Origin of the sequence: Terriglobus roseus (genome assembly GCF_900102185.1) — a bacterium.
Lineage (GTDB): Bacteria > Acidobacteriota > Terriglobia > Terriglobales > Acidobacteriaceae > Terriglobus > Terriglobus roseus_A.
The window spans coordinates 3,266,001-3,281,787 of record NZ_LT629690.1; the positions used below are offsets into that span (position 1 = coordinate 3,266,001).

16 protein-coding genes are annotated in these 15,787 nt (G+C 56.4%); 8 read left to right on the plus strand and 8 right to left on the minus strand.

Features of this window, described 5'->3' with window-relative positions; all coding sequences use genetic code 11:
• Positions 1–285: 285 nt before the first annotated feature.
• The 3 genes from BLT38_RS13645 (at position 286) to BLT38_RS13655 (ending at position 2,690) form a co-directional block, all read left to right on the plus strand.
• Positions 286–1,029, plus strand: a complete 744-nt coding sequence (locus BLT38_RS13645) for a 3-oxoacyl-ACP reductase family protein (protein ID WP_083345678.1) — start codon at positions 286–288, stop codon at positions 1,027–1,029.
• 67 nt (positions 1,030–1,096) lie between these two features.
• Positions 1,097–1,858, plus strand: coding sequence for an SDR family NAD(P)-dependent oxidoreductase (locus BLT38_RS13650; protein ID WP_083345679.1), 762 nt, complete (start codon positions 1,097–1,099; stop codon positions 1,856–1,858).
• A gap of 91 nt (positions 1,859–1,949) precedes the next feature.
• The gene (locus BLT38_RS13655; protein ID WP_083345680.1) at positions 1,950–2,690 is read left to right on the plus strand and encodes a 3-oxoacyl-ACP reductase family protein; all 741 of its coding nucleotides are present in this window, start codon (positions 1,950–1,952) and stop codon (positions 2,688–2,690) included.
• Positions 2,691–2,747: 57 nt separating this feature from the next.
• On the opposite strand, the gene BLT38_RS13660 is transcribed toward BLT38_RS13655, so the two are convergent.
• Positions 2,748–3,839 (minus strand): hypothetical protein, encoded by a 1,092-nt coding sequence (locus BLT38_RS13660; protein WP_083347091.1) that lies wholly within the window; start codon positions 3,837–3,839, stop codon positions 2,748–2,750.
• Positions 3,840–4,264: 425 nt separating this feature from the next.
• On the opposite strand from BLT38_RS13660, the gene BLT38_RS13665 reads away from it, so the two are divergent.
• On the plus strand, positions 4,265–5,602 hold the full coding sequence (locus tag BLT38_RS13665) for a glycoside hydrolase family 27 protein (protein WP_231966497.1): 1,338 nt from the start codon (positions 4,265–4,267) through the stop codon (positions 5,600–5,602).
• A gap of 57 nt (positions 5,603–5,659) precedes the next feature.
• Here the strand turns inward: BLT38_RS13665 and BLT38_RS13670 are convergent, their stop codons facing one another.
• The 3 genes from BLT38_RS13670 to BLT38_RS13680 all read right to left on the minus strand — a co-directional run bounded on the left by BLT38_RS13670 (position 5,660) and on the right by BLT38_RS13680 (position 7,563).
• Positions 5,660–5,941 (minus strand): hypothetical protein, encoded by a 282-nt coding sequence (locus BLT38_RS13670; protein WP_083345681.1) that lies wholly within the window; start codon positions 5,939–5,941, stop codon positions 5,660–5,662.
• A gap of 188 nt (positions 5,942–6,129) precedes the next feature.
• Positions 6,130–6,549 (minus strand): DoxX family protein, encoded by a 420-nt coding sequence (locus tag BLT38_RS13675; RefSeq protein ID WP_172838280.1) that lies wholly within the window; start codon positions 6,547–6,549, stop codon positions 6,130–6,132.
• A gap of 141 nt (positions 6,550–6,690) precedes the next feature.
• Positions 6,691–7,563 carry an NmrA family NAD(P)-binding protein gene (locus BLT38_RS13680; RefSeq protein ID WP_083345683.1) on the minus strand — a complete coding sequence of 291 codons (873 nt, stop codon included), beginning with the start codon at positions 7,561–7,563 and terminating at the stop codon, positions 6,691–6,693.
• A gap of 166 nt (positions 7,564–7,729) precedes the next feature.
• On the opposite strand from BLT38_RS13680, the gene BLT38_RS13685 reads away from it, so the two are divergent.
• Entirely contained in the window at positions 7,730–8,410 is a 681-nt protein-coding gene (locus BLT38_RS13685; protein WP_269456819.1) for a TetR/AcrR family transcriptional regulator, read from the plus strand.
• A 518-nt stretch (positions 8,411–8,928) separates the two neighbouring features.
• Here BLT38_RS13685 and BLT38_RS13690 read toward each other — a convergent pair.
• The 4 genes from BLT38_RS13690 to recA all read right to left on the minus strand — a co-directional run bounded on the left by BLT38_RS13690 (position 8,929) and on the right by recA (position 13,040).
• A complete protein-coding gene (locus BLT38_RS13690) occupies positions 8,929–10,074 on the minus strand; it encodes a mannose-1-phosphate guanylyltransferase (RefSeq protein WP_083345685.1) in 1,146 nt (381 codons plus the stop codon).
• 4 nt (positions 10,075–10,078) lie between these two features.
• Complete coding sequence (locus tag BLT38_RS13695) at positions 10,079–11,290, minus strand: pyridoxal phosphate-dependent aminotransferase (RefSeq protein WP_083345686.1); 1,212 nt, start codon at positions 11,288–11,290, stop codon at positions 10,079–10,081.
• Between the two features lie 50 nt (positions 11,291–11,340).
• A complete protein-coding gene (coaD, locus tag BLT38_RS13700) occupies positions 11,341–11,868 on the minus strand; it encodes a pantetheine-phosphate adenylyltransferase (RefSeq protein ID WP_083347093.1) in 528 nt (175 codons plus the stop codon).
• Positions 11,869–11,963: 95 nt separating this feature from the next.
• On the minus strand, positions 11,964–13,040 hold the full coding sequence (recA, locus tag BLT38_RS13705; protein WP_331711382.1) for a recombinase RecA: 1,077 nt from the start codon (positions 13,038–13,040) through the stop codon (positions 11,964–11,966).
• A 127-nt stretch (positions 13,041–13,167) separates the two neighbouring features.
• On the opposite strand from recA, the gene BLT38_RS13710 reads away from it, so the two are divergent.
• From BLT38_RS13710 to BLT38_RS13720, 3 genes are read left to right on the plus strand one after another with little or no spacing between them, the layout of a single operon-like run.
• Entirely contained in the window at positions 13,168–14,619 is a 1,452-nt protein-coding gene (locus BLT38_RS13710) for a phosphoglucomutase/phosphomannomutase family protein (RefSeq protein ID WP_083345688.1), read from the plus strand.
• Between the two features lies 1 nt (position 14,620).
• Positions 14,621–15,067, plus strand: a complete 447-nt coding sequence (locus BLT38_RS13715; RefSeq protein WP_172838281.1) for a GyrI-like domain-containing protein — start codon at positions 14,621–14,623, stop codon at positions 15,065–15,067.
• A complete protein-coding gene (locus tag BLT38_RS13720) occupies positions 15,064–15,732 on the plus strand; it encodes an HAD-IA family hydrolase (protein WP_083345690.1) in 669 nt (222 codons plus the stop codon). Before BLT38_RS13715 ends, BLT38_RS13720 begins: the two co-directional genes overlap by 4 nt.
• The last annotated feature ends 55 nt before the right edge of the window (positions 15,733–15,787 follow it).

The following is a 15,787-nucleotide window of genomic DNA, read 5'->3' on the forward strand; positions in this document are numbered from 1 at the left end:
AGGGCGCGCCACTCCGCACATCGGCGCGAACCGTGGCCCCAGTGTAGCGCCCCATCAACTCACAGATCCCGCCGCGCGAAACCGACAGCTGACCGACTTATGCATCACGCAAAGTGCAATCCACCACCGCACCAGAAACATGCCCCATCGCAAAACAATCCTTTTGAGGCATGCGTGCATGCCAGTCCAGGTCAATACTGGATCCCGTACAACGGCGCTAACCAGGATTTACCTGGATCCGCCTTACTCAAACAGCATGATTTGTGAACAGAAAGGTGGAGCAACATGTCTCATCCTCTTGAGGGAAAGATCGCATTCGTAACAGGCGGATCACGCGGAATCGGCGCTGCGATTGCCAAACGTCTCGCATCTGATGGAGCCAGCGTAGCCATCACATACGCAAAGGACGCAACTGCCGCTTCGGCAGTAGTCAAGGCAATCCAGGACGCAGGTGGAAAAGCCATCGCGATTCAGGCGGACGCAGTCAGTGCAAAAGCAAGCGTCTCCGCAGTTGAGAAAGCCGTCAGTGAACTCGGCAAGCTTGACATCCTCGTCAACAACGCAGGCACGGCAATTCCAAAACCATTCGAAGAGGCCACTCTTGAAGAAATGGAACACGTCATCAATCTCAACATTCGCGGCGTGTTCGTCACCACGCAAGCAGCACTGAAACGCATGAACAACAACGGCCGCATCATCATGATCGGTTCATGTGTAGGTGAAAAAAATCTCACGCCCGGACTGGCCGCTTACTCGGCGACCAAGGGCGCCGTGAAGATGTTTACGCAAAGCCTATCCAGAGAAGTTGGCGACCGCGGCATTACGGTGAACAATGTTCAGCCTGGCCCTATCGACACCGACCTCAACCCCGCTGCGGGCGATTGGGCGACACCTCAGATAGCTGTCACTGCTCTGAAGCGATACGGACGCGCCGATGAGGTCGCAGCTCTCGTCGCATTCGTCGCCAGCCCGGAATCGTCATACATCACCGGCGCAAATCTAACTGTAGATGGCGGCACAAACGCATAGTGGGTAGCGGCCTCATCAGGACGATTCGTACCGGAGGCCGCTGCACTGCTTCAAAGGAGTCGCAATCATGTTGAAGAACAAAGTAGCTCTCGTAACCGGTGCTTCAAGAGGCATCGGACGCGCCACAGCCATCGCTCTCGCTGAGGCTGGCGCACGCGTTCTCGTTCACTACGGCCGCTCCGCACAGGAAGCCGAATCGCTCGTTGCCGCCATCCGAACAAACGGAGGACAAGCAGACGCTTTGTCATCTGATCTTGCAACGCCCAACGCAGCGATCGAGATCGCAACAAAAGTAAGCTCACTCACGAGCGGTCAACTAGACATCGTGGTGTTAAACGCGGGCATCAGCAAGGCCGCACGCATCGCCGACTACACTGCAGAGGATCTCGATACTCTCTTTGCAACCAACGTCCGCGGGCCATTTCTGCTTGTTCAGCAACTGCTTCCATTGCTTCGAGAGGGCGCAAGCATCATCGCCATCACTTCCGTTGTGGCTCGCGAAGTAGTCGGCAATCCCGCGCCTGACAAGCCATCCATCCTCGCCTACGCCTCCACCAAAGGAGCACTTGAAACCCTCGTGAAAAATTGGGCCGCAATGCTTGGCCCGCAGGGCATTCGCGTGAACGCAGTAGCACCCGGAGTGATCGACACCGACATGTCGAACTTCACCAAGACGGAAGCGGGAAGAGAGACAGCCCTGGCCATGCAGGCACTGAAACGCATCGGCAAACCAGAAGACGTAGCTGATGTCGTCGCCTTCTTAGCCTCCGACGCATCCCGATGGATCACAGGCGCCAGTATTCCAGTAGATGGCGGATCGAAGCTCTAATTCTTCTCGAAAACACGCTCCTTCAGATTTCAAGTGCCTTAGTGCGCAGCAAATGTTTCAATGGCACGCAAACAGTTTTAGGAGATTAGCGATGGCAAGTTTGACCGGCAAATCAGCTTTGGTAACAGGCGGCTCCCGTGGCATTGGCGCTGCCATTGTGCAACGACTCGCAAAAGAAGGCGCGCGCGTAGCGTTCACCTACAGTGCCTCCAGCGAACAGGCCAACCGTCTTGTTGAACAAATTGCAAAAGATGGCGGCGAAGCAATCGGCATCAAGGCAGACGCGGCCGATCAAGCAGCAGTACGCGAAGCAGTACAGCAGGCCGCAAATCATTTCGACAAGATCGACATCCTCGTAAACAACGCGGGCATCATCGTTCTCGGCCCCATCACCGACATCAAAGAAGAAGACTTCCAACGCATTCTCGCCATCAACGTGCACAGCGTTTTCACCGCGACACAGGAAGCAGTACGCCACATGCCCGATGGCGGACGCATCATTCACATCGGCTCGGTAAACAGTGACCGCATGCCTTTCGCAGGTGGCTCGGTCTACGCTCTCACCAAGGGAGCCATCTTCAGCTTCACCAAAGGCCTCGCGCGCGACCTCGGTCCCCGCAACATCACCGTCAACAACATCCAGCCAGGCCCCGTCGACACCGACGCCAATCCCGCCAACGGCCCATTCGCAGAAACAATGCTCGGCCTCATGGCCCTCAAGCGTTACGGCAAAGGCGAAGAGATCGCTGGACTAGTAACCTATCTCGCTGGCCCCGAAGCTGGATACATCACCGGAGCAGGCATCCTGATCGACGGCGGCTTCGACGCCTAAAGCCCGCAAGACGAAACGCAGAGAGGAACATTGCAACATGCAATTTCCTCCTGCGTCTTACTCTTTCTGACGGACGGCAGACCACTGACCATCAGCACGACCATCCACCTTCATGCGACCGCCAGCCTTGTCATCATCAATCCATCCAGCCAACGTAGCCACCATAGGAACTGCAGTAGACTTCGGATCATCCTGCCAGCCTCCTGCGAAACTAAGCTCCACATAGCCATCACGCCACGTCCCCGTGACTGCTAATTCTTTTCCGAACGCTCCGCTCCACGTGCCAGTGATCTTCTTGCCATCGCGATGCAGATTCATCACGCCCTCAAAGCGTCCGTAGTCGCTTGCGAACACAGCATTCCACTTTCCATCAACTTCACCACTGTTCTTAATCGGAAGTGGATTCGAAGGAGAGATGCGCAGATTCGAAAAATAAGACTCTTCGCCAGGATAGCTCCAAAGCCCAACACCGCCCCGCAGGTCCTCACCTTTGAGTCCATTAACAACAAGGCTGGGAGTATTGGAGTTATTCACAAATAACTGCGCAATCCGTCCATGGATTTCGATCTTCACATGTGTCCATGTTTCAGGTTTGAGATCAGCCCACGATTCATAAACCCAAGGCCACTGGCGACGAAGCGGATACCAGTCGTAGTCAGGCTTGGCCACATACTGGACCGAGTGGTTGCGCATCGCCTGGTCATCCGATTGAGCGTTCTTAGGCCGAAGATAAAACATGTCGTACTTCGAGCCGTCAGGACGCGAACGGAAGGTAACACCAGTAAAACCCGGCATCCGAACACCCGGAGGCGTGGTGATCTTCACCGCAACATCGACCTCGATGACACCGTCCTGAATGGAAGAACCATTCACGTAAGCAAAGATGACGTTATTGGCCTGTGTCGTCAGGCGGACAGCTTTCCGACCAAGATATTCAACAGCTTCTGCCTTGCCACCAGTAACAGAAAGTCCAACGGTATCAGCGAGTGCAAATTTCTGCTGAGCAAGCGAATTACCACCGGAGACATTCTGAGCACGGCAAGAACACGCTACGAACAGAGACAGCAGAAGTGAAAGAGCAGAAACAAATCTGCTCTCAAGCGAGCGCGAGAACACAGAACCAAAGAACACCACACGATGAGTTTTCATGTTTGCCTCGGAACCAACAGTCACTGGACGCAAACCAATGCATGCAGGCAAGATGCCATTCGAAGTAAGAGGCAAGTGGCTGAATAAAGCAAAATTGCCAACTCCAGAACGCAGATGAGAACGACATAAGTGTGCGATCTCGCACAGGACCTGTTCAAAATTGAACAGTAACGAAAACGATCGCAGGATTGGTCACTTATCTCACCATCACGCCTGATCCGCAGTAGTTGCTGCTATAGGAAACGCGCTACCTCGTTTTCCTAACGATAATTCCGTCAGGCCGACCGATCCATACAATCTGAGACAGTTTCCGAAACGCATTCAGCGGAACCACCAGGTCTGGTTTTGTTCTTCTAGCTCCATCGCTTGCCGTTCCCACACAAACAGCGATACGCTTCTCCCCATCTCACGACGAAGGATGTAGCGTGCACGCCAACTGGAAACGAATCGCGTTCTTCGCCACCGTTCTCGCCAGCTTCGCAACACCACTCACGCCCGCACAACACCTCGCTCCAACACCACCGATGGGTTGGAACAGTTGGGATTCCTATGGAACAACGGTCCGCGAATCAGAGGTCAAGGCAAATACAGATGCCATGGCCGGGCTGAAACGCTTCGGATGGGAATACATCGTCGTTGACATTCAATGGTATGAACCCAATGCAAAGGCTCATGGCTATCGCGCGGGCGCGCAGCTCGCCATGGACAGCAACGGTCGGCTCGTACCTGCAGCCAATCGCTTCCCATCCGCGAAGGATGGAGCCGGCTTCAAGCAGTTAGCGACATACGTTCACAGCAAGGGATTGAAATTCGGAATTCACATCATGCGCGGCATCCCGCGGCAAGCGGTGGCGCAGAACACGCCAATCAGGGGCACAGCACTTCACGCCGCAGACGTTGCAGATCGCAACAGTGTTTGCACCTGGAACACCGACATGTACGGTGTCGACATGACAAAGCCCGGCGCCCAGGCATACTACGATTCACTCGTTGCCATGTATGCAAGCTGGGGCGTCGATTTCATCAAAGCCGACGACATGCTCCGTCCCTATCACGATGCAGAAATCGAAGGTCTTCACAAAGCCATCGTGCATTCGCGCCGCCCCATCGTACTAAGCCTCTCGCCCGGCCCCGCCCCTGTTGATAAGGTCGCATCGCTCCGCGCAAACGCGCAGATGTGGCGAATCGAAGATGACCTATGGGACGACTGGAAGTCAGTCAGGAACATGGCTTCTCGAATGGAGAACTGGTGGCAACTCGTCGAGCCCGGCCATTGGCCCGACGCCGACATGCTCCCTCTTGGACACATCGGTATCCGCGCCGAACGGGGAGATGACCGCCAATCGCGGCTGACGCAGGACGAACAGAAAACGATGATGACTCTCTGGGGCGTCGCGCGTTCTCCGCTCATGTTCGGCGGCGACCTTGCCACGCTTGATCCATTCACGCGCAGCCTGCTTACAAATGTCGACGTGCTCGCAGTAAATCAACACGGCAACGGAAACAAACTGGCCTACAAAGAAAAAGACCTTCGCATATGGACTGCTCGAACAACAAAGGGTGGCGCGTCCGACTACATCGCGATGATCAACTTAGGAGATCAACCCATCGAGCTGGATCTGCCATGGGCGAGCATCGGAATCACAAACCCCAATAAGCCTTTGCGAGACACATGGACCGGCACAACATTACCGGCAAGCCCCACGCTGCACATCCGCCTCAATCCCCACGCATCCATGCTCCTCTCTAGCAAGAGCAAATGAAAACTCACGAACAGCTCAGATCTGAGCGCACAAAACCAAATCGCTTCAAGGTGATTTTCACGCCACGGTACGTTGCGGGTGCTTATCACCAGAAGCTCTCAGCCACGTCACAGAAGCAAATGCGCCCAGCCATGATCCTATGGCGGCGAAGACAACGTAGACCCAATGTCTCGTGTAGCTAATGACCGCGAACGCCGAGAGAAGATACCAAAGGCTGCTCCAGGTGGCTGCCCTCACTCGCATGCGCGAAGCGACAGCAGCGGTGAAGAGCACATAGACAGCATCCGTAGCAGCTGTAGACGCCACAACGGCGAGCGCAAGCATCGGTTGAACAACCATAAGCCGAGTCCCTCTTGCTAGGCAGTATGGGACAGCCCCTAAGGCTTGTCGTGACAAATCTCGGCACATGTCCCACTCATGGCACTGCCGAGTGCCACTTATGACGAGGCCCTATCGCAGTCAGGAATGGGGCGGCATTGCGCTAGATATCGGCGTTTCCGGTACGTCCTCGCATTTGAGATTGTCCTTCATATCGACCACTTGTTTGCGCGCATGCACCGTCTTAGTACATAGGAAGCAAAGACGAACGCCATGACGAGAATCGGATCAAATTTATCCCATGGACTCCCCCCACTATTCAGTTGTGAATAGAACGCGAGTAGGAGATCGATCGAGAGAGCAGCATAAATCCACTCAGTCAGTCGAGGCACATTGGGAATCAGAAGGCCCACGCCGCCAAGGATGTGGGTCACGCCAATCAGAGGGATGATATAGGCCGGGTATCCGAGTTGCTGATTGGCGATCCTCCATTCGTCGGGATCGTGGATCAGATATAACCTTCCGAAGTACACCCAGGTGAAGGCGGCGAGGCCGGTTATGACCATCGCGGCTATTTGAGTTGCTCGACCTGCCCGCGCGGGTTTATCGGTTGTGAGTTCGGCTTTCATATTTGACGTTCGCATCCTTCTTTTCTTGTTAAATGCTCGGCCATGGCCGAGCAAGGCAGGAACCGCCGGTCGAACACGAAGCCGCAGTGGTCGCGTCTGGCTGTTCCCGCCTCTAAGGCGCTGAAGCCGCCTGCCCCAGACTTATGACTTGACGGCGTTCTGTGCAGCCGCAAAGACATCGCGTGCGGATGTCGTACCTGCTACGAGCTCAGTACCCGGGACTCCGAGAGCCATCCATCCCTCGTTCACGGCATCGAACATTTCTTCGGCTGGTCCAGTGTGGCCCTTTGGGACGCCGAACTGTTCGAACGTTTCCGCCCAGCCTGCACGAGGGACGGCAAAGGCCTTTACGTCGAGTGTGAGGACTTCACCCAGTTGTGAGGCCACTTCATCCGCGCTTACCATCGAACCCAGTTCGATGACGCGATGCCCTGACCACGTCGGCCCGGTGAGAAGTGTTGCCACTTCTGCGCCGATGTCGTCTGATGCGACCATTGTCGATTTCTGGTTTGTAGGGTTGTAGAAGACCGGCAGTGTTCCGCCCCGGGCAACCTGTAAACCGTAAAGAAAATTTTCAAAAAAGCCGCCAGCGCGCACAAATGCGACCGGATAAGGCAAGCTGCGAAGCCCCTGCTCCAGGAGTGATAAGGCCGTGATCATCCCCATCCCGCTTGTTCTATTCGCGCCCATCGACGAGAGAGCTACCACCCGCGGAGGCACTACTCTGGTCAATGCCTCGACATAGTTCGCAATCACGCCCTTTGCCTCTTTGTAATCAGGCGAGGGCGCCCATACAGACGGCAACATAACAAAAGCGCCATCAACACCTTTAAGAGCGGTCGCTATGGCTGTCGCATCATTCCAATCTCCATCCACCAACTCCACGCCTTGATCTGCCCACTTCGCCGCTTTCTCGCGATCACGCACAAGCGCTCGCACCTGTTTGCCCTGCTTCACCAGATGCCGCGCAGTGGCGCCGCCAACTTTTCCCGTAATGCCCATGACTAGATACATGCTCGTTTCTCCTTTTGCCTCGTATTTGGCCGCCAATTCAATGAGCGACCTGACGATTAGAGGTGAATAGTAACCAATGGTTGCAAAATAATCGGTGGTTTTATAACCAACGGTTATAAAACCACATTTGGTCACATAAAGCGTGAAAACGGACTAAGCTATTGAAGTGACATCCACATCGCCAAGTCGACGGGTAGAGCGCAAGGAAAGGTTGCGGGGCGAGATTCTTGCGGCTGCCAGCAAAATGTTTGCCGATCGCGGCTACGAAGCTGTGACGCTTCGCGAGATCGCTAAAGAGATCGGCTATACCCATGCCGTGATTTATCAGCATTTCCCTGACAAATGGCACATTCTTGTTGAGTTGAGCCGCGAGACGATCGGGCTGATGGTTCAGAACTTCGACGAGATTGCCGCTAAACACCCTGCGCCGAAAGAGCGTCTTTTCGCGACTTCACGCGGCTTGATTCAATTCTGCATTGCCCATCCACAACAGTTCCGCAACGTCTTCTTCGGGCCTGAGAATCGCAACGGTGTCCGCGCCGGACAATATATCAACGACCTTGGCGCGCCGTTGTTCGGACGTTTCGTGCAGCTCTTTTTCGATGTTGCCAAGGAAGAAGGATTGCCAAACAGGGATGACATAGTGGTAGCTCACACCTGGTGGTTTTCGATCTTTGGCCTCGCCACGCTTTTCGTTATCCAAGGGGCTGTGCCAGACTTGCCTGACCAGACTCTGGTGGTAGAACAAACGATCGCAACGCTTTGGGCCGGCGTCCAGACTGTTCCGCGATTGCCCAAGAGCGCAATCCCGAAGCAATCCAGCCGCTCCCGTGCCTCAAAGCAATGATGTTCTCGTTTTGCGCGAAATCACTAATGCACCCATCGAGGCGGAATTCGTAATAGGAAGTCGGCTTATCGTCTTCAAAGGCCGATAACATGGGAGGTCGCATCGACAGGATGAAAACCGCTCCTCGCTCAGGTTTGAGAGGAAAGCATTCGGATTGAATTCGCCGCATGCCCCGTCGACTCATCGCCGACTTGGAACTTAGTAGCTGTCCCACGCGAAGGCGTCGAGAACCGCACGAAGTGTTGTCAAGCCCCTGTCCCACCCAACCCCAACAAACCAAAGAAATACAGTTGGCATGCTATTTTCACCAAACCTCTAGAATAGAAACAGAGAGAAAGGGCCGCGCAAAAGCGCGGCCCTAACTCGTTTAGAAAGACGATTTTGCCTCTAACTCCAATGGGCAGACGATTTTGCCTCTAACTCCAATGGGCAGACGATTTTACAGCCACCCAAAACGTAAACCCAATAGAAAGACGATTTTAGAAAAACAGGGGGAGGGGGTACCCCCAACTCCCGCCTTAGATCAAATCCAGACGTTGCCGCTTCGTAAGCTCACTTACAACACGCCCAACTTCCTGCGAATGCGCGCGCGTTGTAATCAGGATCGCGTCGTCGGTTTCCACCACAACCAGATCGCTCACACCCAGCAGCGCAACCGTCTTGCCCGGCGAATAGACGTAATTGCCAAACGCCTCCAGATGCAGCGCCTGGTCGCACTCCACAATGTTCCCGTGGCCACGACTTACGCCGCCCTTCGCCATGGCATGCTCGTGCAGAGCCGTCCATGAACCAAGATCGTTCCAGCCGAAATCTGCAGGCAGGCAATAGATGTTGCTGGCCGCACCCTTCGCGGAACGTGGCTCCAGCACTGCATAGTCGATGGAGATGTTCTCCACCTTCGGATACTCGGCGGCGAACACAGCCTCGAACTCCGGCGTTCCGTAAGCTGCGGCAATCGTCTCCAGCGGTCCAGCAACCGCAGGCCGATGCTCGCGGATGGCATTCGCCAGCGTCTTCGCCGACCACAGGAAGATGCCTGCATTCCAGGCATAATTCCCATCCGCCAGGAACTCGATAGCGCGGTCAATCTGCGGCTTCTCTGTGAACCGCTGCACGCAGCGCGCTGTCATGCCCAGATCGGCAAACTCGCCTGCGACCGTTCCCTGCTTGATGTAGCCGTAACCCGTCTCAGGGCGTGTCGGCGGCGCACCCAACACCACAATATTCTCGCCCGCGGCGGCAATCTGCATCGCTGCACGGATCACCTGCTGGAAACGCGCATCATCCGTCACCACATGGTCTGACGGGAAGACACCCAGAATCGTCTCCGGCGCGGTCCGCTCCACAATCATGGCCGCCAACGCACAAGCCGGAGCTGTATTCCGTGCCATCGGCTCACACAGGATGCGGCTGTGAGGAATCTCCGGCAACTGCTCCCGAATCGTCCCGACCAGCAACCCGTTGGTGATCACCAGGAAGTCATCCGCAGGAGCCAGCGGCAGCAGCCGCGCCACCGTCTCCTGGATCATGGTCTCCGTGCCGCCGGACAGCGCCAGCACCTGCTTCGCCCGCGACTTCCGCGAGCGAGGCCAGAACCGTGTACCACTACCACCGGCAAGCACCAGCGGCGTCAGCTTCAGGGACTTCGTGACGGAGTCGCTCATAGGTTTAGGCCAGCCCCGCGAAGAAGGTACGCATGCGTTCAATGCCCTTGTCGATCACGTCTGCCGATGTGGCATACGAGAACCGCAGATGATGCTCCGTACCAAACGCCTCACCCGGCACGCACACCACGTGGGCCTCGTTCAGCAGCCGCGATGCAACCTGTGATGCAGTCGCCGCGCCTTCGCGTCCCAGGAACGCCGAGATGTTCGGGTACGCGTAGAACGCGCCCTGCGGCACCGTGCAGGTCAGCCCCGGAATGGTGGCAAACCCGGCCAGCAGGCGGTCACGCAGCTTGATGTAGTCCACCTTCATGTCTTCGACGCACTGTTGCGAGGCGGTCAGTGCCGCCACCGAAGCATACTGCACCGGCGTGGACACATTGCTGGTGCTCTGCGACTGCAGCTTAGCGATAGCGGCCACAATGGCCTTCGGCCCGAGGGCGAATCCGGCACGCCAACCCGTCATGGCATAGGTCTTGGACAGCGTACCCAACACCACCACATGCTCCTTGCAGTCCGTGAACGACCCACCGCTTACCGGCTTCCCGATGAAGTTCAGGTAGGTGTAGCACTCATCCAGCAACATGTAGATGCCCTTGCGATGTGCCAGGCGGATGATCGCCTCCACATCCCCGGCACTCATCACCGCACCAGACGGGTTGGAGGGCGAGTTCAGGATGATGGCCTTCGTGCGGTCGGTGATGGCCGCCTCAATCATGGCCGGCGTCACACGGAAGTTGTCAGCCTCATTGGCCTGCACAAACACCGGCGTACCGCCAGCAAACTGGATGATGTCCTTGTACGACACCCAGTACGGCACCGGCACAATCACCTCATCGCCATGGTCCACCAGGCACTCGATGGCGTTGAACAGGGCCTGCTTGCCACCTGTGGCAAAGCAGCACTCCTCCGGCGTGTAGTTGGAACCGAAGTCCTCTGCATGACGGTCAACCACGGCGCGACGCACCTCGGGGATACCCGCCACCGCCGTGTATTTGGTGTAGCCCTTCTCAATCGCCTCAATTGCCGCGCGCTTAATGTGCTCCGGCGTTTGAAAATGCGGTTCACCCGCGCCAAAGTCGGCAAGATCAATGCCGCTCTGTTTCAGGCGAAGTGCCTCCGCCGTAATGGCCATGGTGGCCGAAACTTCAATGCGATTAATGCGATCGGAAAAGGTCTTCTTTCCGGCAAGGACTTCTGCGGCTGCTGCGCTCATGGCTCCGATTCTAACCGGAGCGGGTATGGCTTTGCCCGAACGAAGTGCTATTACACCTCCCCGGGAACCTCGCCACCGAGGGGAACCGTCTTCGCAGAACGCTTCTCCTGCAACCGCTGCAACACCAGCGGAGGCACCAGTTCACGGATGTCGCCATTGAGCTGATACACGCCTTTAATAAGTCGCGACGATACATACGTGTACTTCTCGGCTGGCATCATGAAGACCGTCTCTAACGACTTGTCCAGCTTGCGGTTCATCATGGCCATCTGGAACTCGTATTCGTAGTCCGAAATAGCACGGATACCACGCAGCACAGCACTGGCCTGCTTCATTCGGGCAAAGTCAACGAGGAGGCCGTCAAATGTCTCCACGGTGACATTTCCCAAGGGAGCCGTGACTTCCTGCAGCATCTCCGCACGTTCCTCTGTGGTGAACAGAGGAACACCCTTGCTGGTGTTGCGCAACACCGCAACCACCAACTCATCAAAGATCTTCGCCCCACGGCTGATCAGGTCCAGATGTCCGTTCGTCGGCGGATCGAAGGTGCCGGGGTAGATGGCGCGGATAATTCCCATGACAAAAGGAAGCATACGCGACCCGGTCGATAGTCGCTTTAAGGAATAAGAAAGGGCCGCAGTCTGCGGCCCTTTCCATGACTACTTTTGAGTGACTATTTCCGCGAAGGCCGCACGGCTTCCTGCGCCTTTTCCTCACCGTCCGCAGGCGCGGCTGGTATCGGAGCAACGGAAGACGCGCCAATCTTCAACTTGGCACGAAGTTCAACATCCATGCGCCCGAAGACTTCCGGATTGGACTTGAGGAAGTTACGCACATTCTCGCGCCCCTGGCCAATGCGTTCGCCCGCATAGCTGTACCAAGCGCCGCTCTTCTCCACAATATTGTTCGCTACCGCGAGGTCAAGTACATCACCTTCGCGCGAGATACCTTCGCCGTACAGGATGTCGAACTCGGCTTCGCGGAACGGTGCAGCAACCTTGTTCTTCACAATCTTGGTCTTGGTGCGAGAACCGACGACAACGTCGCCTTCCTTCACTGCACCAATGCGACGAATGTCTACACGAACCGACGAGTAGAACTTCAGCGCACGGCCACCGGTGGTGGTTTCGGGGTTGCCGAACATAACACCGATCTTTTCGCGGATCTGGTTGATGAAGATGAGGCAGGTGCGGCTCTTCGAGACGGTGCCAGTCAGTTTACGCAGTGCCTGCGACATCAGACGTGCCTGCAGACCCACGTGCGAATCGCCCATTTCGCCATCAAGTTCGGCCTTGGGAACCAAGGCAGCAACAGAGTCAACCACCAACACATCGATCGCGCCAGAGCGGACGAGTGCTTCCGTGATTTCCAGAGCCTGTTCGCCGTAATCCGGCTGCGAAATCAGCAAGTTATCCGTATCCACGCCCAGCTTGCGCGCATACACCGGATCAAGCGCATGTTCCGCGTCGACAAAGGCAGCCAGGCCGCCCTGCCGCTGCGCCTCAGCAATGATCTGGAGCGTAATTGTCGTTTTACCCGAGGATTCCGGGCCGTAAATCTCAACCACGCGACCACGTGGCACACCGCCGACACCCAGCGCGGCGTCGAAGGAAATGGATCCTGTCGAGATCACTGAGATCGGTACGATCGCATCGCGCGCGCCCAGGCGCATGATGGAACCCTTGCCAAATTGCTTCTCAATGCCCGCCAGGGCAAGTTCTACGGCTTTGCTGCGTTCGTCCACGGCCACGCTGATGATTCTCCTTCGTACAGTGAACCTCATCCTAGCATCCGTCGTCGCTGCATGGCAAAGAAAAAGCGAAGTAATTCCCTACACCCAAAATCACCGGGAGGGTCTATAAAATCATGGAACCTGTATGAGCGAAGCCACTTCCAACGCCACCTTCTCCAGCCCGGTTAAGTTCGGAACCGACGGCTGGCGCGGCATCATCGCCGATGACTTCACCTACGCCAACGTCCGCGTCGCCGTCCGCGCCATTGCCAATTACGTGCTGGCGCATGAAGACGCCTCGAAAGGCGTCTGCATTGGTTACGACACACGCTTCGGCTCGCCGCAGTTTGCGCGCGTTGCGGCACAGGTGTTGAGCGAGGCGGGTATCCCCGTGTTGCTGGCGAAGGACGTCACCGCCACGCCCGCACTCAGCTATGGCGTGGCACATCGGAAGGCTGCCGGCGGCATCATGATCACTTCGTCGCATAACCCGGCGCAGTGGAACGGCGTCAAGTACAAAGCCAGCTACGGCGGTTCCGGATCGCCGGGCATCATCAAGAGCATCGAGACCTACCTTGGCAAAGACGTTCCTGTCGCCAAAACTCCCGCTGCCATCACCGAAGCAGACTTCATGCCCGATTACATCGCGGCAGTCGAAGCATTTGCCGACCTGCCGTTGATCGCCAAGGCGAAGCAGCGCTTCCTTATCGACAGCATGTTTGGCGCAGGCGCAGGCGTGTTGAAGGGCATCTTCGAACGTGCTGGTGTGGATTGCGTGGAGATTCGCGCAGAACGCAACCCCCTCTTCCCCGGCATTAACCCCGAACCCATCTTGCCGCACATCGCGCTCACGCAGAAGAAGGTTGTGGAAGAGAAGTGCGCCGCTGGCCTAATCACTGACGGCGACGCTGATCGCATTGGTTCCGTCGACGAAAACGGCAACGTAGTTGACGCGCATAAGATCTTCTCCATCCTGTTGTGGTGGCTACTGGAAAAGAAGAAGTGGCCGGGCGAAATCACCCGTGCCTTCAACACCACCAAGATGCTTGATCGCATCGCCGCGAAATACGGTCGCAAACTTCATGAGCATGGCATCGGCTTCAAGTACGTCTGCGATCTGATGCTGACGGAAGACATCCTCATCGGCGGTGAGGAATCTGGCGGCGTCGGTATCAAGCGCCATTTGCCTGAGCGTGACGGTATTCTGAATGCACTGTTGCTTGCAAATGTGATGGCAGAAGAAGGCAAGACACTTGGCCAGCTCGTCGCCATGCTGCAGGCTGAGTTCGGCGAACACCAGTACGGACGTATCGACATGCACATCGATGATCGTCTGAAGAAGTCGGCCATCGATCGCGCATCCAGCGGACTCACGGAAATCGCAGGCTATCGCGTGTTGAAGACGGAAGACATGGATGGCATCAAGTTCTTCCTCGACAATCCCGAAGCAAAAACCAAGCCCAACGCTGCCGAAACATGGCTTCTGCTCCGCGCCTCAGGAACCGAGCCGCTACTGCGTGTGTACAGCGAATCCACTTCGCAGGAAGCCGTGCAGAAAATTCTTAAAGCAGCAGAGCAATTCGTACTGGAGGGCTAACTTGGCCTCCGATGGATTTGAAAAGATCACGCCTCGGCGCATCGCAGGTATTTCTGCGCGCTGCGTCAACAGCCAGCCCGAAACCATCCACGCACTGTGGGCGCAGTACACACAACAAGACATTCCCGCGCGGTTGCAAGGCAACGGTATGTACGCTGTGTACTTCGAGTACGAGAGTGACTTTTCAGGACCGTACACACTGTTGCTCGGACAGCATGTTGAAGACGATGCGCCACTGCCGGAAGGCATGCGTGATGTCTTTCTGGAGCCGGGGGACTATGCCGTGTTCGACGCCGTGGGACCATTTCCCCAAAGCATCGTGGATGCCTGGTCTCGCATTTGGAGCAGCAGTCTCCAACGAACGTACCGAACTGATTTTGAAATGTATCTGGGACCGGAGCGCGCAAGCATCTTCGTAGGCGTCTGGGAGAGTGAGAATTTGTTGTGAGTAAGATTCAGGTGCAGGCACAGGGCCTGCTTTTCGATATGGATGGCGTGCTCATCAGCTCCATCGCATCTGCCACCCGATGCTGGAAGCGGTGGGCCAAGCTGTACGAGGTGCCAAACGCAGATAACTTCGTTCTGCCACACGGCCGTCCCGCACGCGATATCGTCATCATGCTTCGCCCGGATATTGATCCGGACGAGGGCCTTCGCGTGATCGAAGACATGGAGATTGAAGACGTAGGCGACATTGAAGTACTGCCCGGCGTGCGTGAACTGCTCGCTAGCTTGCCGCCTGATCGCTGGACGGTGGTCACCTCCTGCACGCGTCGCCTGCTGGAAGCTCGATTGAGGGCTGCAGGACTGCCGGAGCCGCCAAAGCTCGTCTCTGCAGACGACATTTCTAAAGGCAAGCCCGATCCCGAACCCTACATCCGCGGCGCAGAAGCGCTGGGCTTAAAGCCCGAAGACTGCATCGTTGTGGAAGACGCCGTATCTGGCGTGCAGAGTGGCATTGCCGCTGGCTGCCGCGTTCTGGCCGTGCTCAGCTCCACGCCACGTGCAGAACTCAAGGCGGCAACATGGATCGCGCGATCACTTGCAGTGGTGAAGGTCACTTCCGATGCGAACGGCCTGCAAGTGGACATCCCGCTTGCAAGAAAGAACTAGCCGCCAACGAAGCCAAGAAAAAGGCAGCGCTCACACTGAGTGCTGCCTTTTGGTT